This window comes from Nostoc sp. (assembly GCF_036917375.1).
In the GTDB taxonomy this organism is placed as follows: Bacteria; Cyanobacteriota; Cyanobacteriia; order Cyanobacteriales; family Nostocaceae; genus Nostoc.
On record NZ_JBALDN010000007.1, the window covers coordinates 72,855 to 93,652 of the forward strand.

General features: G+C 40.7%; 21 protein-coding genes and 1 pseudogene. 12 read left to right on the forward strand and 10 right to left on the reverse strand.

Translation table 11 applies throughout. The features are described 5' to 3' along the window. The first annotated feature begins 26 nt into the window (after positions 1 to 26). Positions 27 to 1,667, forward strand: coding sequence for a hypothetical protein (locus tag V7K45_RS02320; RefSeq protein WP_334999979.1), 1,641 nt, complete (start codon positions 27 to 29; stop codon positions 1,665 to 1,667). 254 nt (positions 1,668 to 1,921) lie between these two features. After that, complete coding sequence (locus V7K45_RS02325; RefSeq protein WP_334999981.1) at positions 1,922 to 2,218, forward strand: hypothetical protein; 297 nt, start codon at positions 1,922 to 1,924, stop codon at positions 2,216 to 2,218. A 4-nt stretch (positions 2,219 to 2,222) separates the two neighbouring features. Here V7K45_RS02325 and V7K45_RS02330 read toward each other — a convergent pair whose 3' ends face one another. Further along, positions 2,223 to 3,113, reverse strand: a complete 891-nt coding sequence (locus V7K45_RS02330) for a lysophospholipid acyltransferase family protein (RefSeq protein WP_335000087.1) — start codon at positions 3,111 to 3,113, stop codon at positions 2,223 to 2,225. 296 nt (positions 3,114 to 3,409) lie between these two features. Here V7K45_RS02330 and V7K45_RS02335 point away from each other — a divergent pair, with 296 nt between their 5' ends. Together V7K45_RS02335 and V7K45_RS02340 are read left to right on the forward strand one after the other, a co-directional pair. Further along, complete coding sequence (locus tag V7K45_RS02335) at positions 3,410 to 4,330, forward strand: alpha/beta hydrolase (RefSeq protein WP_334999982.1); 921 nt, start codon at positions 3,410 to 3,412, stop codon at positions 4,328 to 4,330. A gap of 10 nt (positions 4,331 to 4,340) precedes the next feature. Continuing rightward, positions 4,341 to 4,469, forward strand: a complete 129-nt coding sequence (locus tag V7K45_RS02340) for a hypothetical protein (RefSeq protein WP_334999984.1) — start codon at positions 4,341 to 4,343, stop codon at positions 4,467 to 4,469. A gap of 9 nt (positions 4,470 to 4,478) precedes the next feature. On the opposite strand, the gene V7K45_RS02345 is transcribed toward V7K45_RS02340, so the two are convergent. The 7 genes from V7K45_RS02345 to V7K45_RS02375 form a co-directional block, all read right to left on the reverse strand. Further along, positions 4,479 to 4,808, reverse strand: coding sequence for a hypothetical protein (locus V7K45_RS02345; protein WP_334999986.1), 330 nt, complete (start codon positions 4,806 to 4,808; stop codon positions 4,479 to 4,481). A 179-nt stretch (positions 4,809 to 4,987) separates the two neighbouring features. Then, positions 4,988 to 5,758: an SDR family NAD(P)-dependent oxidoreductase gene (locus V7K45_RS02350; protein ID WP_334999988.1), complete on the reverse strand. Its 771-nt coding sequence runs from the start codon at positions 5,756 to 5,758 to the stop codon at positions 4,988 to 4,990. Further along, positions 5,758 to 6,765 (reverse strand): arsenosugar biosynthesis radical SAM (seleno)protein ArsS, encoded by a 1,008-nt coding sequence (gene arsS / locus V7K45_RS02355; protein WP_334999990.1) that lies wholly within the window; start codon positions 6,763 to 6,765, stop codon positions 5,758 to 5,760. The genes V7K45_RS02350 and arsS overlap by 1 nt, the downstream gene beginning before the upstream one ends. A 43-nt stretch (positions 6,766 to 6,808) precedes the next feature. Next, on the reverse strand, positions 6,809 to 7,774 hold the full coding sequence (locus V7K45_RS02360; protein ID WP_334999992.1) for an inorganic phosphate transporter: 966 nt from the start codon (positions 7,772 to 7,774) through the stop codon (positions 6,809 to 6,811). 155 nt (positions 7,775 to 7,929) lie between these two features. Further along, complete coding sequence (gene arsM, locus V7K45_RS02365) at positions 7,930 to 8,898, reverse strand: arsenosugar biosynthesis arsenite methyltransferase ArsM (RefSeq protein WP_334999994.1); 969 nt, start codon at positions 8,896 to 8,898, stop codon at positions 7,930 to 7,932. Between the two features lie 210 nt (positions 8,899 to 9,108). Further along, the gene (locus V7K45_RS02370) at positions 9,109 to 9,783 is read right to left on the reverse strand and encodes a response regulator transcription factor (protein ID WP_334999996.1); all 675 of its coding nucleotides are present in this window, start codon (positions 9,781 to 9,783) and stop codon (positions 9,109 to 9,111) included. A 169-nt stretch (positions 9,784 to 9,952) separates the two neighbouring features. Next, on the reverse strand, positions 9,953 to 10,240 hold the full coding sequence (locus V7K45_RS02375; protein ID WP_334999997.1) for a Mo-dependent nitrogenase C-terminal domain-containing protein: 288 nt from the start codon (positions 10,238 to 10,240) through the stop codon (positions 9,953 to 9,955). A gap of 1,012 nt (positions 10,241 to 11,252) precedes the next feature. Here V7K45_RS02375 and V7K45_RS02380 point away from each other — a divergent pair. The 5 genes from V7K45_RS02380 (at position 11,253) to V7K45_RS02400 (ending at position 17,492) form a co-directional block, all read left to right on the forward strand. After that, positions 11,253 to 12,746: a sensor histidine kinase gene (locus tag V7K45_RS02380; RefSeq protein WP_334999999.1), complete on the forward strand. Its 1,494-nt coding sequence runs from the start codon at positions 11,253 to 11,255 to the stop codon at positions 12,744 to 12,746. A gap of 15 nt (positions 12,747 to 12,761) precedes the next feature. Continuing rightward, positions 12,762 to 13,190 (forward strand): response regulator, encoded by a 429-nt coding sequence (locus tag V7K45_RS02385; protein ID WP_335000001.1) that lies wholly within the window; start codon positions 12,762 to 12,764, stop codon positions 13,188 to 13,190. An 11-nt stretch (positions 13,191 to 13,201) separates the two neighbouring features. Continuing rightward, positions 13,202 to 14,239 carry a sensor histidine kinase gene (locus tag V7K45_RS02390; RefSeq protein ID WP_335000003.1) on the forward strand — a complete coding sequence of 346 codons (1,038 nt, stop codon included), beginning with the start codon at positions 13,202 to 13,204 and terminating at the stop codon, positions 14,237 to 14,239. Between the two features lie 21 nt (positions 14,240 to 14,260). Continuing rightward, complete coding sequence (locus V7K45_RS02395) at positions 14,261 to 16,729, forward strand: GGDEF domain-containing response regulator (RefSeq protein WP_335000005.1); 2,469 nt, start codon at positions 14,261 to 14,263, stop codon at positions 16,727 to 16,729. Positions 16,730 to 16,874: 145 nt separating this feature from the next. After that, the gene (locus V7K45_RS02400; RefSeq protein WP_335000007.1) at positions 16,875 to 17,492 is read left to right on the forward strand and encodes a class I SAM-dependent methyltransferase; all 618 of its coding nucleotides are present in this window, start codon (positions 16,875 to 16,877) and stop codon (positions 17,490 to 17,492) included. A gap of 80 nt (positions 17,493 to 17,572) precedes the next feature. Here the strand turns inward: V7K45_RS02400 and V7K45_RS02405 are convergent, their stop codons facing one another. Then, a complete protein-coding gene (locus V7K45_RS02405) occupies positions 17,573 to 18,070 on the reverse strand; it encodes a GNAT family N-acetyltransferase (RefSeq protein ID WP_335000009.1) in 498 nt (165 codons plus the stop codon). A 324-nt stretch (positions 18,071 to 18,394) separates the two neighbouring features. On the opposite strand from V7K45_RS02405, the gene V7K45_RS02410 reads away from it, so the two are divergent. From V7K45_RS02410 to V7K45_RS02420, 3 genes are all read left to right on the forward strand, one after another. Then, positions 18,395 to 18,589, forward strand: coding sequence for a hypothetical protein (locus tag V7K45_RS02410; protein ID WP_335000011.1), 195 nt, complete (start codon positions 18,395 to 18,397; stop codon positions 18,587 to 18,589). Between the two features lie 81 nt (positions 18,590 to 18,670). Then, complete coding sequence (locus V7K45_RS02415) at positions 18,671 to 18,940, forward strand: hypothetical protein (RefSeq protein WP_335000013.1); 270 nt, start codon at positions 18,671 to 18,673, stop codon at positions 18,938 to 18,940. Between the two features lie 239 nt (positions 18,941 to 19,179). Next, a complete protein-coding gene (locus V7K45_RS02420; RefSeq protein WP_335000015.1) occupies positions 19,180 to 20,358 on the forward strand; it encodes a hybrid sensor histidine kinase/response regulator in 1,179 nt (392 codons plus the stop codon). Between the two features lie 10 nt (positions 20,359 to 20,368). Here V7K45_RS02420 and V7K45_RS02425 read toward each other — a convergent pair. Next, a pseudogene (locus tag V7K45_RS02425) lies at positions 20,369 to 20,672 on the reverse strand (DUF4079 domain-containing protein); the annotation flags it as partial. Positions 20,673 to 20,798 lie beyond the last annotated feature (126 nt).

Sequence of the window (20,798 nt, forward strand, 5' to 3'; positions counted from 1 at the left end):
AAGACTTGAACTAAAAAATTACTACTATGTCTTCTGGTTCCTCTGGTCGTTATCAAAGCAGACTATTTAACTTTGTCCACCAGCAATCTCGGCGGGTGACACAACAGTGGGAACATACCTTCCGGCATTTGCAAGTCGCCACTAAGTGGGGTGTCGAGGTACTACTTTACCCAGTGTATCTACTGTTTCAGTCATCTGAATCATCTGGGAAAACGCTACATACTAAAGAACCACAAACTAGATTAAAGTTACAACCAAATGATACCGATTTCCAGCCTGAAACTCTACCCAATGCTGATAGCCCCATTCAAAATGTACTAGAGGCAGTTAATTACCTGTCATCAGATGAACCCGCCTCCACTCCTACGAAAGCATCTGAACATTTCAATCCCTTGGCTTTATTGGGAGTTTTTCGCCTGAAATTAGTTGAAAATAACTCTAATCTTACTCAATCATCAAATATTACGGCTAATCAAGCTGTCAGTCTCACCCCTTCACAAGTAGACAATGCCCTTCAACAGCGTCTTCCAATAGTGCGAGGAATTGCCACAAATTTGATGAATCGAAATTTAGTACTTGTTACTGCCGACAATGAAATTCTAGATATTTTAACATCCGAACAACAGACAAAATTAGAAGACCGAATTATTAACGAAGTTGCTAATTACTGGCAGTGTTGGCGTTTGATTGTAGCTAAAAAAGAAACGCAACTATTACCACAAATTGACCGATTATTAGCAAAACTCACTGACGCTAATCCAGCTAAAATTCCAGTTTTAACCGAGGGTATACCAAAAGATTTACTCAATACAGATAAATTATTAGCATTTCTAGATATAGCCATTGCTAAGTTGGAATCGAATGCTTTAGTTCCAGTGCAAGAACGCAGTCAGGAAGTTATTCAAGTTGCCCAAACACAGTTAAACATATTTCTTTATGGCAAAGAGCAATTAGCTGCCAAAGGAGAAATTGCCCCTAATGCTGATGGTTTAGAAACTCATTCACAGAATTTTCAGGCTTTGATTGAGGCAGCGCTTAATTACTTTTTTGGTGTTGGTAATAGAAAAACACTTGAGACAACAATTAGTAATGAGAGATTGCCAAATAAACTCTTCTCGTCACCCCTTAGAAAAGCCTTATCCAAAAATACTCCGCGAGAGAAGCAGGATTTAACAGACGATCCTTGGTTAACATGGAATGATTTATTCGGTGACAGCGAAAGCGTTGCTGACAAGCCAGTTACACTTTCTAGGGGGATAAATCCTGCTTTAGCCCCAAGTTTATCAATAGGGCATTTTCCACAAAAGAATTTGAGTGTAAAACAACCTAAAGTCGGATCTGGTTTGGTACAAAGAAAAGAACCAAGTCGTAATCTTACCTCAAGTCGAAAAACATCTGGAAAAGTCGCCTCTGTAAAACAAACTCAAACCCACATTTCCCAAACTAAAAGCGAGAGTCGTAAAGGGGAAATTTTGCAACAGCAATTTCACCAAAGCAGTCAAGTTGAGGCACAGCCCGACTGGATAGAAACTACAGCAACTTCAACTGGCTATGAAAAGCACCCCTTAGAGCAACTTCTGGAATGGCTTGATTATGTTATGGTCTGGCTAGAAGAGAGATTTGTAAAGATTTTTCAGTCGTTGCGGCAGCTATGGCAGGGGAAATAATACTAATTCGTAATTCGTAATTCGTAATTAATACTTATCAAATTTAATTTTGGTTTGCAGGTTTATATCTGTAGTCTTATGTTGGAGAATTGGTATCATCTGGCAGAGATTTTTTAAGAACCTATTATACAGCGTATTTCAGTTCAATGAACGTATACGGGTAGGGGCACAACATGTTGTGCCCCTACTGTATTTACAATTTTTCAATTCAAGGATAATTTTGATTATCTATAATGTTATTGGTGGTTGTCTAAGTGAAAATTATTGTTTACTGTAAATACTTCAATTTCAAAAATCCATTAGATAAACCAAAAATTGAGACGTTTGTGGTAAATCTGCCTCAAATCCCGAAGATAGGTGAAACAATTGTAGTCGAAAGAATTTCACCCCAAAAGCAGTTTGTAATTATCTTTGAATACATTGTGACAGCAGTGCAATTTAATGCATCTAAAGAATCGGTTGATACAGCAGATGCCCAAGTAAATGCATTTTTAAACCACTGTTGGGAGGGAACATCAAATTTCAAAGTTACAAACTTTTTAGAAAAATAATCTCTCACCACAATATATGATTGAGTAAATAACGTAACAGCTTTAATCCGGTTGGTTCAGAGTAATCGGTTGGCAAAAGAGCCAGCATCGCATTTTGCAATTTTTCCAAAGCGATGTCTACTTCCTGGCGATTTGGTCTGGTTGTTTGGGGAAAGTGTAACGGTTCGCCTACCCGAATTGTTAACTCTTTTCCCAAATAAAGATCGTGAGTTCCAATCAGCGCAACTGGAATAATCGGTACACCAGCCCGCAAGGCATAAATTACAGTCCCGCGCTTCAAAGGGAGATGCAATTGAGCTTCAGCAGTTCCTAGTCTTCCTTCAGGAAAGAGAATCATTCCATCCCCACGAGTCAAAATTGCCAGAATAATCCGGTCTATTTGTCGCAGTGTATGCATGTCTTCCCCTGTGGGTACTGTCTGTTTAATTGCTGCGGCTAGCTCAACTAAATCTTGTCTTCCTGCTTTAGCCGCTTCTATAACAGCAATTTCTTCTTTCCACACCCGTTCTAAAGGAATCACGCCTCCTGCAAAATTCAGGATAAAGCGCTTCCACCATTTGTTATAGAGAGTACGAGCATCGCCCAGGATGTAATAGTAAGGTTGGGTGGGGAGTTCAGCTAAAAGGAGTAAGGGATCGATGTGGTGAAGATGGTTGACTGCTAGAATTCCAGCTTTCTGAGGTATCCTTTCGAGGTGTTCGACCCTTACTTTGAAAAAGGAATGGATGAGCGATCGCATCACAAAGCGACGCAACCCAGAGTTGGCTCTAGGTTCGGAATCCCCTTGACTAATGGCTTCCAGACGATTGAGAGTTTTTTCGATAATCTGGCGAACAGCGCGATCGCTAGCCGCGGCTACACCCTCTTTTACTCGCTTAATTGCTGCGGTACTCAAGGGTGGCAAAGTTTCTGATTGTTTTCTGTTTTCCTGCTGATGGCTAGATTTTGAGTCGGTATGAACTTCGGAAGTTGCCCCATCAGCTAAGTCTTCTTGAACTGACTCGCTAGAAGAACTTTTGATAATACCCTCTTTGAATTCATAAAATAATCATAATTCTTGAGGTTATATCATTAACTAACCCACGGTTAGAAGTTGTGGAATTATTTTCAGGATATTTTAACTACATAAAGGTCACTCAATTAGTTGACTTTTTAATAGCTTGTTGGGAAAATACGTAAAAAATTAACCAGATGATTGACCATAGCGATCGCCTAGCTTCTCATAAAGAAGGCAGATTCCAGGGTGTTGGAGGACTTGAACTGTATTACCAAAGCTGGCATCCAGAGGGTAAATTCCGGGCAATATTAGCCATTGTGCATGGACTCGGAGGGCACAGCGATCGCTACAGTAATATAATTGAGCATTTGATACCCAAGCAATACGCTGTCTACGCCTTAGACTTGCGCGGTCATGGACGATCGCCAGGTCAGCAAGGCTATATCAACGCTTGGAGTGAGTTTCGTGAAGACTTGGGAGCCTTTTTACAGTTAATTCAGACTCAGAATCCTGAATGTCCAGTTTTTCTCTTGGGTCACAGCTTAGGCGCGGTGATTGTCTTAGATTACATTCTGCGCTATCCCCAACAAGCATCATTATTGCAGGGTGCGATCGCTCTTGCACCAACCTTGGGGAAAGTTGGGGTTTCACCGATTCGGGTACTTTTAGGAAAAATGCTCTCACGGGTGTGGCCGCGTTTTACACTGAATACAGGCATTGACATCAGTGCTGGTTCACGAGATCCGCAGGTTTTAGCCGCGATCGCTCAGGATACACTGCGACATACCCTTGGTACTGCTCGTCTAGCTACAGAATTTTTTGCAACAGTTGATTGGATTAATGCTCATGCAGGTGATTGGCAATTACCATTATTGATTCTCCACGGTGGCGCAGACCGAGTAGCTTTACCTGTGGGAAGCGACATCTTTTATCAACTGGTAAATTATACAGATAAGCTGAGAATTGAGTATCCAGAAGCCTATCACGAAATTCAGCGTGACCTCAATTATCGAGAGGTAATGGCTGATTTGGAAGATTGGTTAGAGCAACATCTACCATCTGAGGTGGTGCAGTTAGCACGGGGAAGCGCTGAGTTAGAGTTTCCTAGTTCTTAGTATTCTGACTATGACCCAAAGTCTGCTGCAAACTCGTCAGCTAATTTATCTGCAATTACTTCAAACTCTTGTTAGTCATACCTTGATATATCTGGTAGGCGATTTTATCTACTACATTACCAGAGCGATCGCATATTAAAATGCAGAGTCAGTTATTTACATTATCTGAAAAATATGTTGCTGAGGATACAGAGTTTTTGCCAACCAAAATAGGTTCTCCCTTTACTCCTCCACGGGTAAGAGTACAAATTTTATAAAGGTTTTCACACTCAAAGATTGCCATAACTAACTCTTTCCCCGTTTGATAAGAGGATGGTAAAGGTTTACCTACCTCGCATTCCATATCAATTTCGCGATCGCGCCACTGTAACTTCCAAATACGCTTTTCGGTTATTGGTGCTTTGACAGACTGAGCGATCGCACTATACACTTGCTCTGCTTTGATATCATCCCTAGCTGCTGGCACAAAAAACTTCATAGGTTTTGGTTACAAGTAACGTGAGTTTCACTAGTAGCTCGCTTTCGTGACTTGGCGGGGTCAAGGGTAAGGGGGAAGGGGGAAAGGGTTTAAATCCCTTACCCTTTCTCCTTTCCCCTTTTCCCAGTCCTCACTTAGCATTTTTGGGTTGGCAGACTACTAGCACAAGCGTAACGCAGTTACCAAGGCAATCTGCTCCCATCCCATGAGAAAAACTGTCCACTATCGCCTTCTTGAAGCTGTTCGATGACAGCCAATAATTGGGTAACGGTGCGTTCCACTGAAAATAATTTTTCCGCAGGTACATTTCTTTGGAAAGGACGAGAAAGGCGGGTATCAGTTGTACCAGGATGCAATGTTACGATTAATGCTTTCGGACAACTTCTTTTATATTCAATTGCCGCAGTTCGCATCAACATATTGAGTGCTGCTTTAGAAGCTCGATAGCCGTACCATCCACCAAGTTGGTTATCGCTAATACTGCCCAATTTAGCAGAAATAGTGGCGAATACGCTGCGTTCTCCATGACGAAACAAAGGCAATAAATGTTTAGCCAATAAGACAGCACCAATACTATTTATCTGAAAGTAGCGCAGCAAATTTTCTGAATTGATCTGTTTTAAGCTTTTTTCAGGTTGCAAAGTATCTTCATGTAATAGTCCTACACAGTTGACTACCAAATGCAGTTTGTCAACTTGAGTATGTATTTTTTGAACAGCTTCAGTAATCTGTAACTCGTCAGTAATATCCATCTCCAAACAAATTAATCGCTCAGGACATTCATCTGCAAGAGCTATTAACTCTGAGGCCGATTTTGGTTGACGAGAAGTTGCATAAATTTTAGCTATTCTGCCATCTTGTAGCAATTTTTTCACAAAACTCAAACCAATACCTTGGCTGGCTCCCACAATCAAAGCATTGACAGGATTAATTTCATCGATAAAAGACATTAGAGCAAAGCGCCACCACAACTAGAACCACACCCAGCAGTACAACCATAGCAATAAGCAGCAGTTTGTACCTCATTAATCAGGTCTAAATTGCCAGCTTCTAACAATTTGGCAACTGTCAAAGTTTCACCATTGCGAGTTTTTGCGGGTAAATTCATCATTTGGTTAAAGTCACAATCATATACATTGCCCAGATAGTCAATTGAAAGTTCATCGCGACACATTAAATATTCAACTGTGCTGGGATTAAAATGCGACTCTAAAAACTGCAAATAGCTAGCGTACAATTTTTTCCGTTCTAAATGCATTTTGGTTCTACCAACTGGTAAGTTGGTAAAGGTGAAGAGGTTATTAAACACAATATTAAAATGTTCTTGTAAGAACATTTTGTAATCTCGTTCTAGGTTACTCTGTTCGGGAGCTAAAGAAAATTTTTCATCGGTGGGTAACTGAGGATTAAAAACCAAGTCCAAAATTAAGTTTTGGTCTTTACCATAGCCGAGTTGGTTAAGCCACTGCAAAGCTTTGACTGAACTATCAAAAACACCAGTACCGCGCATTTTATCAACATTATCTGCTAGGTAACAGGGTAGAGAAGCCACAACTCTTACTTGGTGTTTAGCAAAGTATTCTGGTAAATCATCAAATCCATCTTCAAAATAAATGGTCAAATTAGACCGGACAATCACTTGTTTACCAGTTGCTTTTGCTGCTTCTACCAGTGGCTTAAATCCATAATTCATTTCAGGTGCGCCACCAGTCAAATCCACAATTTTAATTTCGGGAAATTTATGGATTAGTGAAATCAATTGTTCGCAAATTTCAGGAGAAAGTTCTTCTGTACGTTTTGGCCCGGCTTCGACATGACAGTGTGTACAGGCAAGATTACAACGCTTACCTAGATTAACTTGTAAAACAGTGATTCCTTTTTTTGTCAAAGGTGAACTGAGTTTATTTTTAAAGGCTGTGACTGCTGTATCTCTGATAATTTTTGGTTGAGTTTGCATTAGTTACTACTCCTAAAAAATTACACAACAATATTCAATTTTTTTAACCTTGCAATAATCTGTAGGTTATTGCACTAATAATCGCAGCAGTTGGTAAAGTTAAAATCCACGATAGTAAAATCTGATAAAAAACACGAGTATTAGTTTTAGATTTTTTGTTAATTAATCCAACCCCAAAAATAGAACCAACTGAAACGTGAGTAGTAGAAACTGGCAGCCCAAACCGAGTAGCTGCAATGACCAGAACCCCAGTTACTATATTTGCTGATAAGCCTTGAGTATGATTCATTGAGGTAATCTTTTCACTCATGGTTATTGCAACTTTTTGAGAGTTGAGTAAACCGCCAAGCGCCATTGCGATCGCTATGGTAATCATTCCTCCCTGAATCGAGAAATACTCAATAATTAGGATGAGTGAAACAATCTTAGGAGTATCATTTAATCCTCTAGCAAAGCTGACAATTCCAGCACTGAAAAAATGACAACCATCAATCATTTTTTGGTTGACTGGTAGATGCCATTTTGAATTAATATAGCCAGATAAGCTGTAAATTCCTGCTCCCAAGGGAATAGCAATGATTGGACTGAGTAATAAAGGCAAAATAAAGGAAGTTCCTAAAGCTGCAAAATTAACTTGTAGTCCAATCGCAACTAATCCAGCGCCAACCAGCGCACCAGTTAAACTGTGAGTTGTGGAAATGGGAAACCCCATGAGGGTGGCAATGAGTACAGTCAATCCAGTAGCGATCGCGACTGCAAGATGAAACTCTGGAGAATTAGCGATCGCATCAGGTAATAATCCTTTTCCAGAAAAGTTTTTAATTAATGCTCCTGCTAAAAAAGTCGCAGTTATTGCACCAGCAAAAGTTGTAAAAGTTGCCCATAAAATTGCTGTTTGATAACTGCTAGTTCGGCTACCAAACAGCGTCGCTACACCTTTAAAATTATCATTTGCTCCATTTGAATATGCTAAAAAAAGCGTAGCTAAAAATAGACTAATTAACAACATTTTGGAGTTTATAAAGAAGAAGTCAGAATTCAGAATTCAAAATGTAATTAGTGAAATATTCAAATTGTGCATTTATTACCCAATCGCACAGAATTATTCTGTTAGCGGTAGCGGGGCGTTTAGTCCATTCTGAGTCTGAATTCTTTCTGAACAAATTAACAGCAGCCACCACCGATATAGTGCCAGGTTGAATCGGTAACAATTATTTCTGCTGGCTTGTTAGCAGCAAGTTTAGCAGCAGTTTTATCACACACCGCAGCCGGCACACCTAGCTGAAGTATATGACCTGCCAAATCGTCAAAGAAGGGTTCAGAACCAGCATAAATTGCTGTTTTTCCAGTGAAAATGCAAGCACCATCTTCTGGAATTACAACTTTAAATGAGACAGAATCCAGACTTTCTAAAAGTAGATTTTCTTCTAAATTATAAGTCTGAGAATCTAGTAGGCGATAAGGACGACGGGCACGAATTTCAACTTGACCAAAACCAGCATTTATAATCCTTTCAGTATACTCTTGATATGTGAGCGCGCCTGATAAACACATGGCTCTCAGCCGCTCATCTTCTTGAAGATGTGCTGGAATCGGACGAGTCGCAATTGGATCGCTCATCTGCAAGCGTCCACCTGGTTTTAACACTCGATATGCTTCTTTTAAAGCACGAGTTAAATCTTCTGGTTCAAAGATGTTGAAAAGACAATTTTGTGCCACAATATCGACGCTAGCATCAGCAACAGGTAAGTTAAAAGCATCACCTTCGCAAATGTCTACAAAGCTGGTGTTAAACCAGGGGTTTTCTTGAGCAGCAATTTCCAAATTACGTGCAGCTGCTTCCCGCATGGCCCCAACCGGTTCAACGGCAATTACAGCACTTGCATAACGGGAAAAATAAGCGAATTGCAACGCTTCTAAGCCGCCACCAACGCCGACGTACAGCACAGTAGGTTGGTTTCCTAGTTCGGTGGGGTGAACAGTGGTGCCACAACCATAATTCATTTCCTGCATTGACAAAGGAATTTTCAATCCTGGTAGTTGCAGGGGCGTACTTTGTACACAACAAAGTCCAACTTGCGGGGTTTGGGCAACTTCGCGGTAGAACTGCGCTGCTGTTTCTAGATAGGTCATGCCACTTTGAGTTTTGGATTTTGGATGATGATAGCTTTGTGCATCCTAATATAATTAACTCTAAGTTGGATGAGTTTTTGTGGAGATTGCCAAAAACGCCAAAGTTTGCTATATTGAAGCCTTTTGCTTTTGGGCAATAGGCACTGAGGGAATAAGGAAGAATTATTGAAAAGTCTTTCGCTTGTCTCCCCTCAATTTTCAATACCCAATTCAATCATGCAATGTGTAGCCAACACCAATCACAGTTTGAATGAGACATTTTTCGTTATTGGCTTCAAGTTTCAGGCGCAAGTAGTTAATGTAAGGTTCAATGATGTTGGTATCGCCCATGAAGTCATAACCCCAGACTTCCTCTAAAATGCGATCGCAGCTAATTATCTGTCGCGGATGGGCCAGCAAATATTCTAGTAAATCAAATTCCTTAGCAGTTAACTCAATAAACCGCCGATCTCGGTACACTTCCCGCGTGCGACGATTTAAACTTAAGTCTTCAAATTCTAAAACATCTGCGTACTCTACTTGATTGCTTCTGCGAAGGCGAGCGCTGACTCTGGCTAATAATTCATCAACGCTGAAGGGTTTAACGAGGTAATCATCAGCACCAGCTTCTAAACCTGCAATGCGATCGCTCACTTCATCTTTGACGGTTAATAAAATTATCGGCACTTTCTCAGATATGCTCCGCAAGCGGCTGCAAATTTCCAACCCCGACAAACCAGGCAACATCCAGTCTAAAATTACTAAATCTAGATGCAACTCCCTGGCTGCGGTGAGTGCAGTTAATCCATCGTAGGCAATACTGACTTGATAGCCTTCATAATTCAATTCCAATTCGATAAATCGTGCCAGTTTGACCTCATCTTCAATCAGTAAGATGTGCGTCATGATGATCTTAATAATTTCAGCAGGATACGGGAAGCAACAATAGTGCCAGCTATTTAATAGCCAAACATCTAATTAGGTGTACGTTAGCTTAGTATAAACCTGAGTAAGTAACAACCGTAAATCTGCAATTACCGATCGCTGCTCGATCGAAGAAGAATTCAACTGCCTATCAGCAATAAGCTGTGATATCTTCACCACATTCATCGGCGAGATAACAGAGCGCTCTAAAACGCAAACCAACCACTTCTTCGTATAGAGGATTTAATTTACACATAGGTGGAATATGCAATAGCTTCCGACCAAACAGCGTGATGTCTCGCTCAAAGGGACATTGAGCAGGAATAGCTTTGCATAGCAAATGAGCCAATTTGGAGTTATGAATTTCTATTGTTTCCAACCACTCGCGGACTGGGTGCAGTAGGTCGTTGTGTGAGTGAACTTGAATAAAGCTTGTCATAATTTTTTACCTTGATAATTTCAAACTAGATTGAGTTTTTTGTATTTGAACCTCTATAAATAAATACAGTTAGGTTTTGTGGTTTTATGCACTTATTACTTTTTCTTTAGTTCTCTACAGAGGTAGAAAGAGTAGTGTTAACTACACATTCAAGTACTACAGTTCCCGATAATTTGTCCTGACTTTTCACTTCATATTGAAAAACCCATCCAAAACTGAACCTCCTAACCCAATACTGCTCGGTAAAAGGGAAAAGGGTAAGGGGAAAAGGATTGGAAGGCTCGATATATAAGCTTTTTTCCCCTTTCCCCCAAAACCCGACAAGTATCTCCCTAACCTTTCTCTAGTAGAGAAGCTCAATTTTCAGGGCAAAAAGTAGACAGGACAACGCTTTTGGGCAAATTGGCACTATTTGACAAACATTTCGGCTCAATCCCTGGACGATGCAGAATTTTTCAGCTTACTGATAGTACTTTATGTTTATATTTAGTCTACGTATTTGCCAATCAATTTAATATCAAGCTAATATAAGTAAAGGTTTTTAAGTGCAATTACTGATGTGGCGTAGCACATTAATATAATTGATGCAAGCGAAAATCTTGTGAAGATGGCTGCGGAAATATACTGAATCATTTAACAAAATTTATTATTTGCCTTCTCATGTCTCAGAAAATATACGGTCACAATCATTAACTAATTATAGATATCCTTTATTAGAGCTAATTCCCTCTCAAAGTTAAGAAACTTGGTATCAGTTACTAAAACTATGACGAGTAGTTGGGCTGCTAGTCACCCTTCTCTTTCAAAGACGGGAACGCGTGACGATTCTAACGGCGCTAACGCAGCGATCGCAAAGCGTCTCATTAACGCAGCCTCTGTCTCCGACACGCTGTTCGCGAACGTAGAGAAAAGAAGATAGCCAGTAGAGAGCAAATGTTACCGTTCTACAGCACTGGCTCACCGTTTTTACCACTTTAGTCAGTAGCTACTTTTTCAACTAGGAAAGTAAAAAATGGAATGGGCTATTTACAAAAAGAATACAGGCAGTTTTGTAACAGCAGTCGCAATTATGACTGGTGTTGGCATCATCTCATATCTTAGTTTGCTTCAGTATAAAGAAAACGCTCAATGGGTAACACATACACGCGAAGTGCTTGAAAAGACAAAAGAAGTCATGTCAGAGATTAAAGATGTAGAGACTGGACAACGAGGCTATCTTCTCACGGGCAAAGAACGGTATCTGGAACCCTATCACGCTGCAACTGGCGAGATTGCTCAGAAACTTAAGACTCTACGCCAATTGACTGCGGATAACCCGAATCAACAGCAGCGGCTCGATCGCCTTGAACCCCTGATAACTAGAAAACTGGTTTTGATTGAACAGACGATTAACGCTAGGAGCAAAAACTTAGAGTCCGCGTTGCAAATAGTTCAGACAGATCAAGGTCAGCAGATTATGGAGGAGATCCGAATGCTGACTACAGCTATGGAGAACGAAGAGAATGAGTTGTTGAAACAGCGGTCAATGGAGGCGAACGCCAGCGCTCATCAAACAACTTTGCTGACTATTTTTGGCAGCATTATCGCTTCTGCGATCGTTGGTTTAGCGGCCACGATTACCAATCAGGAACTTGTCAAACGCAAGCAGATGGAAAATTCTCTGCAAAAGGCTCGCGATGAATTAGAAATAGAGGTTAACAAACGGACTGCCGAACTGAGAAACACTAACGAAGAATTGCAAACTGAAATTAATGAGCGTAAAAAGGCAGAGTCAGAGATTCTGCGTCTGAACGTCCAGCTTGAGCAGCGAGTTGCAGAACGCACAGCACAACTCGAAGCCACTAACAAAGAGATGGAAGCATTTAGTTATTCTGTGTCTCACGACCTGCGGGCCCCCTTGCGGAGTATCGATGGTTTTAGTCAAGCACTCCTAGAAGATTATGCTGACAAGTTGGACGCACTAGGTCAAAACTACCTCCAACGAGTGCGTGCAGCCACCCAGCGAATGGCACAACTGATCGACGATTTACTGAATCTGTCACGATTAACGCGTAGTGAGATGCGTTACGAAAAGGTCGATCTCAGCGCACTGGTGGAGGCGATCGCTACAGACTTGCACAAAACCCAACCAGAACGCCAAGTGGAGTTTGTCATTATGCCGGGATTGGTTGCTAATGGTGATGCTCATCTGTTGCGGATCGTGCTAGAAAACCTGCTAGGTAATGCCTGGAAGTTTACAGGAAAACATCAAAAAGCACGGATAGAATTTGGGCTTTTACAGCAAAATGATACCGATGTGTATTTTGTCCGTGATGATGGCACAGGCTTCGATATGGCCTATGTTGAGAAACTCTTCGGTGCTTTTCAGCGCCTACACGCCATGACTGAGTTTGAAGGTACTGGTATCGGACTAGCTACTGTGCAGCGCATTATTCACCGTCATGGCGGCCGTGTTTGGGCTGAAAGTGCAGTCGAGCAAGGCGCAACATTTTACTTCACCCTTTAACTAGAGGAATAGAGCATGATTTTACTTGTAGAAGACAATCCTGATGATGAAGCGCTAACCCTACGCGCACTTAAGAAAAACAATATTCTGAACGAGGTCGTAGTAGCGCGCGATGGGGTAGAAGCCCTAGATTATCTCTTTGGTAAAGGTGTATACGCCGATCGCGATATGAGCGTTATGCCGAATCTCATCCTTTTGGATTTAAAGTTGCCTAAAATGGATGGTCTAGAAGTTTTGCGACACCTACGAACCGACGACAGGACAAAAATCCTTCCCGTCGTCATTCTCACCTCCTCCAAAGAGGAGCAAGACTTAATCAATGGTTACAGCTTGGGAGCCAACAGCTATGTTCGCAAACCAGTAGACTTTTCCCAATTCAGTGAAGCAGTGCGACAACTAGGGTTGTACTGGTTTGTCTTAAACGAATCACCGCCGAGAATCTAGTTTAGATGGTTATGGGTACACCTCTACGCGTATTACTTGTTGAGGATTCAGAAGACGACGCTTTGTTGATACTGCGCGAACTGCAACGTGGAGGCTATGAAGTAACCTTTGAACGAATTGATACACCCACAGCCATGAAAGCTGCGATCGCAGAGCAAACATGGGATATCGCGATCTGCGATTATTCTATGCCCACCTTTAGCGCCCCGGCTGCACTGAAGCAGGTTAAGGAAAGTGGACTTGACTTGCCATTTATTATCGTCTCAGGCACGATTGGTGAAGATACCGCAGTAGCCGCCATGAAAGCTGGTGCCCATGACTACATCATCAAAGGCAATCTAGCGCGACTTACCCCTGCTGTTGCCCGCGAGTTGCGCGAGGCACTGGTGAGGCGGGAGCGTAAACAAGCAGAGGAGCAGATTAAAGCATCGCTTCAAGAAAAAGAAGTGCTATTGAAAGAAATTCATCACCGGGTAAAAAATAATTTGCAGATTATTTCTAGTCTGCTCAACCTGCAAGCAGAGTATCTCAAGGACAATCAAGCCCTTGAGGTATTCAAAGATAGCCAGAACCGGATTGAATCAATGGCTCTAATCCACGAGAAACTATATCAATCTCAAGACTTGGCCAGAATTAATTTTGCCGACTATATCCAAGATTTAGTAACTAATTTATTTTATTCATACAACGTTAATTCCAGCGATATTACCTTGAAAATCAATGTTGAGGAGGTTTTTTTAGCCATTGATGCAGCTATTCCTTGCGGTTTGATTATCAACGAACTTATTTCAAATTCTCTAAAATATGCCTTTCCCCAAAGAGAACCGGGAGAAATTTGTATTGAATTTTGCTCCATAAAACCCAATTTATTTACACTTACTATCAGTGATAATGGTGTCGGTTTTGCCCAAGATTTTGACTTTCAAGCTACAGAATCATTAGGTTTACGATTAGTCAAAGGTCTAATACATCAACTACAAGGCAATATCAACTTTACCAGTAACAAGGGAGTAGAGTATAAAATTATATTCCCGACTAAAGATTTCTAACTTTATAAGTTAAACAAAATCATGAACCCAGTAAATATATTAGTTGTTGAAGATGAAATCATCGTGGCAATGGATATACAAAGTCGGCTCAGGAAATTTGGATACAGTGTTATGGGGCTTGCCGATTCGGGAGAGGAGGCAATTAGGAAAGCAGCAGATGATTCTCTTGATTTAGTTCTAATGGATATTCATCTTAAAGGAAAAATGGACGGTGTGGAGGCTGCTCAGATAATTCATAATCTTTTTAAGATTCCAGTAATATATCTGACTGCTAATGCAGATGACTCAACATTGAATCGAGCCAAGGTAACAGAGCCGTTTGGCTACATTCTCAAGCCTTTCAAAGAAAAAGAATTAAAGTTCACGATTGAAATTACCCTTTCTAAACATCGAACGGAAAAAAAATTAAAACAGAGCGAACAATGGCTAACTACTGTACTTAAAAGTATTGGAGATGCTGTGATTACTAGCGACGAAGCTGGAACTATCACTTTTATGAATCCAATTGCGGAGGTACTGACGGGTTGGAATTATGCAGATGCATTTGGTAAAGAAGCAACAGAAGTATTCAATATTGCTCACCAAAAAACTCGTATAGTAATTGAAAGCCCTGTAAAGCAAGTCCTTCAGTCGGGCGTTACTATGGGTCTACCAGAAGAGACGATACTTATTGCTAAAAACGGTACAGAAATACCAATTGATGATAGTGTTGCACCGATTAAAGATGACAACGGCAACATCACGGGTGCAGTTTTGGTCTTTCAGGATATCACCGAACGCAACCAAATTCTGGAGGCACTGGCGCGTCGCCAGCAAGAATTCAAAGCACTAGTTGAAAATGCACCTGATATTATTTCCAGATTTAACTCTCAATTGCGTTACGTTTACGTTAATCCAGCTATTGAAAAAGTTACAGGAATATCAGCCGAGACATTTATCGGCAAAACAAATGTAGAGTTAAGTCTACCAGAAGAATTTTGTCGTATATGCGATCGCAAGCTTAGGCAAGTTTTCCAAACTAAAGAAGAAACGGAGTTTGAATGCAGTTTAGCGATCGGCCAGCAAACAAAACATTACCATGCCCGTCTTGTCCCTGAACTAGCTAACGATGGTTCAGTATATTTTGTTTTAAGTATTGCTCGCAATATTACTGCTCTAAAACTTGCGGAGGCGCAATTAATTCATGATGCCTTTCATGATATCCTCACTGGTCTGCCAAACCGTGCCTTATTTATGGAACGGCTAGAACGGGCGCTCATGCAGGTAAAACGACGCGCGAACTATACATTCGCTGTTCTCTTTCTAGACCTAGATCGCTTCAAAGTTGTCAACGACAGTCTCGGTCACATGATTGGCGATCAACTACTAACTGCCCTTGCTCGGAGATTGGAAAATTGCCTGCGTACTGGAGACACAGTTGCTCGTCTAGGGGGAGATGAGTTTACAATTTTGCTCGACGATCTCCAAAATCCCAATGACGTAATCAGCGTAGTGGAGCGGATACACGAAACTCTGACATTTGGGTTCCAACTCAGTGGGTATGAGGTATTTACCACTGTCAGTATTGGCATCGCTCTGAGCAAGGGTAGTTATAACCGACCGGAGGAACTTTTGCGCGACGCTGACATTGCAATGTATCGCGCTAAAGCATTGGGTAAGGCACGCCATGAAATATTTGACTCAACCATGTACACCCAAGTAACCCAGCTATTAGAGTTAGAGATGGATCTACGACGGGCAGTTGAACGCCAGGAGTTTCAGGTTTACTATCAGCCAATTGTTTTATTAGAAACTTACAAAATTATTGGCTTCGAGGCTCTCGTTCGCTGGCAGCACCCGCAACATGGATTAGTATCTCCAGACAACTTTATTCCCCTGGCAGAAGAAACTGGGCTGATTATCCCTATTGGTTATTGGGTACTAGGCGAGGCTTGTCGGCAGATGCGTGCTTGGCAAGTACAATTTCCTACTGACCCACCTTTAACAATTAGTGTAAATCTTTCCACTAAGCAGTTTTCCCAACCTAGCCTAATTGAGAAAATTAACCAAATTATCCAAGAGACTGGTGTGGAAAGTGGCAGTTTAAAGCTGGAGATTACCGAAAGCGTACTTATGGAGAATGTTCAATTAGCAACTTTTATGCTCTTGCAGCTGCAACAGATGAATATCCAATTACACTTAGATGATTTTGGCATCGGCTATTCATCCTTGAGTTATCTACACCGCTTTCCTAGTAATGCCTTGAAGATCGATCGTTCCTTTATTGCTAAGATTGGTGCTGATGGAGAAAACTTAGAGATTGTTCAAGCGATCGCCGCTCTAGCACAGAGTCTAAATATAGATGTAATAGCAGAGGGCGTAGAAACACTAGAGCAACTGGCGCAACTTAGAGTTATGAAATGCAAATATGCACAGGGATATTTTTTCTCCAAACCCCTCGATCGCAAGTCGGTAGAAAGATTGATTTTATCTGGCATTGAACCTAGTTAGCTTAGTTTAATGAACCCGACAAGAACAACATATTACAACCAATTCAGAACCGCTATAGTTAATTTGTATTGTTAACCAAATTCTTGGAGGCGCAGCTAAACTTACTCTCAAAAAGCATCAAGCTTTAAGAAAGCTGCGAAAACTAATGACTGATGACTTTTTCAAAAACAAAAAGCTATTTTTTGACCTATGGGCATCAAGTTACGATTGGTTCTTTCCTTCAGTGTTTTATCGAGCCATTCACCAACGGTTGCTGGAGTACGTCGATTTACCAGAACCAGCAAATGTACTTGATATCGGCTGTGGTACTGGACGCTTGCTTGAGCGCCTTGCTACTCAGTTTCCCAATCTCCAAGCTACCGGATTGGATTTATCTGCTAATATGTTGCGAGTAGCAAGACAGAGCAATCGGCACCGTCCACGCTTGATTTATATTGAGGGCAAAGCTGAGTCTCTTCCCTTTGCTGATGGTCAATTTGATGCCGTTTTCAGTACTATCAGCTTCTTGCACTATTTAGAACCCAAACAGGTGGTTAGCGAGATAGCACGGGTACTTTCTCCTGGTGGACGCTTTTATTTAGTTGACATTACTTCCAAAAAAGAGACAGAACCTCAATTATTGTCAGTCTCTCCCCGTGGAATTAGACTCTACAGCCCTAATCAACGTCAACTTCTTGGCTCCTCTGCTGGGCTATTGTGTTTGAATCACCATTATTTACTAGGGGCTGTCTTACTAACGATTTTTGCTAAACCTCTAAGTTGAAATAGGAGATGGCGAGAGTAAAAGGCTGGAAACATCTCGATTTTGTATCAAGCTTTGTTGTGGATATCTTAAATTCCAAATTACGAATTAGTCTGACCTCGATATTCCATAAACACCACAGGAACTTTGAGCAGCCTTTTAGCTAACTGCGAGAATCTAAATTTCTCCTTGAGCGTAGATAAACCTATTGTCTTGGGAAATTGTGGCAAGTCTTCAAAAGATATTGGCACAAAGTCAAAGCGACTGTAAAACTGTACCAGCCGTTGACCTAAGCATTCCAGATAAAGTGGTTGCGTTGCTGTATTAATCAAATGCTGCGTTAGCAAACTACCCAAACCGCGACCTCTCCAAGCTGATGCAACGACCAAGCTACCAAGTTCTTGTGCCCCTGAGAAATTACGCAGCTGTCCGCAAGCTATCAGATTCTCATTGTATTCAATTACCCAAAATTGCTGCCAATTTAATTGGGTTGGATCGAGTTTCGCTGAAAATACCAGCAATCGAATCGACCACTGATCCCCAGAGGTTGCCTTGCGAAGGATACATCCAGATGGTAACGATAGATTGTTCTGGTTCATTAATTAGACTTTGATAGTTTGTATCACCATCATCACACCATATTATTCAGTCAGATTATTTGTCATTTCTTGGCAACTATCAATAAAGCAATTTTAAAAGCATCTCGGAGATAAAACCCCTTCCTTCTAGGTTCTCCATTAACGATAGCAAGGGTTCTAAGGTTAACAACTTCTATATTTATGGATTTTATCAGCAGACATGAGTAGTACAAAACAATACTTAGGATAGAGGGAGGAATCAGCCATAACCATATTCTAGATAGATGCACCCATACTCCTAATTTTTTAAGATAATCTCAAGGATAAATAATAAGGGATGTAATCATGGCTGAACAACAAAAATCTAACAATGAACAACCAGCGTCTACTGCTTCTGCTGACGGCGAAACCCCTACCGACGAAAGTATCCGCAAAACTGGTGATGCGCAAAAGAGTGATGCTAAATCCACTGCTACTCCAGAAGCTCCAGAAAACGATGGTGTCGCAGGTAGCCCCAATCAAGGAACTGAGTCACGTTAATTAATTTGAACTTTCCCAACTTTTAATCAGCTCGTGGGGTCTTTTGTTGTAACCCTAATACACTAAATTTAGAGTGGAAATGTGGTGTTACACTACATCTCCACTTGTTTTTTGTGTCAAAAACTTGCATTGTCTCTACGTTGGTGCGTTAGCGTAGCTTATCGCAGCTATGTTTATTCTCGTGTGGGTACTCGCGGTGAGAAATTTGTTCTCGTTGACTGTGATACTACCCTCAGTCTAGCTCTTAGTAATTTACATCTAGCGATCGCTCAGGATAATGGTCTCAATATTTTGAGCGAATTTTTGAGGTTTCCACCATCTTCATACTCGTCGAGAATTTTCTGGTACTAGCATTGGTCTAGCTATCTACAAAAAAATCGTTGAGCGGTATGATGGTCGCATCTGGGCTGAGTTGGAACCGGGACGGACATAGGAACAGTATTTTATTTTACCTTCAACGCAAATTAAGGTATCTTTAAATATATATTTAATAGCTGCTTATTAACATTCTAATGAGCGCATGGCTTCTAGCCCTATCTACAAAGTAGGAAATCAGGTAATTATCTAACAAATTGATATAACCCTGTACTATGCAAAAGCTCACAATTCACATTCTATTAGTAGAAGATAGTGCAAGTGATGCTCATCTGCTACGCCGGATCTTTTTAAATTCAGATCAAGAACAATGGCAGATGTTACATGTTGAACGGTTATCTGAGGCAATAGAAGCTAGCAGGGAAAATTCTACGTCTAACCTTGATAATTCTCAGATAGAAAGTCGAAAGCAACGCAGATTCGACCTAGTTTTATTAGACCTCAGCCTTCCAGACTCTATTGGACTGGACACGTTGAAAGAATTTATGGCAGCAGTACCTGATATCCCAGTTGTGGTATTAACAGGTGTTGATGATGAAGATTTAGCACTGCAAGCATTAGCAGAAGGAGCGCAAGACTATCTAGTTAAAGATAAAATTACTATACAACGGTTAGTGCGTGCCATTCGCTATGCTATTGAAAGAAGCGAAATTCTCAACCAACTACGCGAGAGTGAAGAACGCACCCGTCAAGCACTAGCAAAAGAACAGGAACTCAACGAGTTAAAGTCAAACTTTGTAGCAATGGTTTCTCACGAGTTCCGTACCCCTATGACTACGATTCGGACAGCTGTAGATATCCTTGAATACAACAACAATAAACTCACTGATATCCGCAGAACTAAATATTTCGCTCGAATACAAAATGCTATCAACCAGATGCTTAATCTCTTAGATGAGATATTGTTCTTGAGTAAAACGGAAGCAGCTAAACTCCAATACAAACCTACACTGTTAAATTTAGAAAATTTCTGTAGCGAACTCACAGATATTCTTCAACTTAATGCTGGTAGTAAGCACAGCATTATCTTTACTTTTCAAGGTGAATCGACCCAAGCCCAAATGGATGAAGACCTGCTAAATTGTATCTTAACTAATTTGATTTCCAATGCCATTAAATATTCTCCTGAAAGTGACACTATTTGGTTTGATTTGATTTGCAAAGATCGCCTCGCTATTTTCCAAATTAGAGATCGGGGAATGGGCATTCCTCTCAAAGATCAAACTCATCTATTTCAAACCTTTTATCGCGCCAGTAATGTGGGTGTAATTCAAGGAACAGGACTGGGACTTACTATAGTCAAAAAATGTGTAGAGTTACATGGTGGCCATATTCAATTAGAAAGTGAGCAGGGTGTTGGCACAACAGTAATTGTTACTTTACCACTACAATAGACCTCTGGCACAAATACAAAATAAAAATAACTTGAAAAGATGTTTGATTCCACAATTTATTTTTGATAATTTTTGCCAATAGGGTAGCTTAATCCGATTAAAGTTAATCCAACAACTGCACTTGTGAGCTTTTCACCTAACTGCTTATGTTCTGCACCTACCACTGGAGGAATTTTACTCTTACTACCTGCTAAAATTTGCAATCTACTTTGGCGTGTTTGCCAAGCAAAATTAACTACTGTACCAATTAGTGGAAACACGAATATAATTGCGATCGCTGGATGTAAAAGACCAAGAAAATCGGTTATTTGCATAGAACACCTTTCAATGAATCATTGAATTCATCACAAAGGATAATTGAAAGCATCCTACCATTACTTAAATTAGTTTAAGATTATAATTTATTTAATATTTATTTTAGTTATTTTTAGCTGATTTTA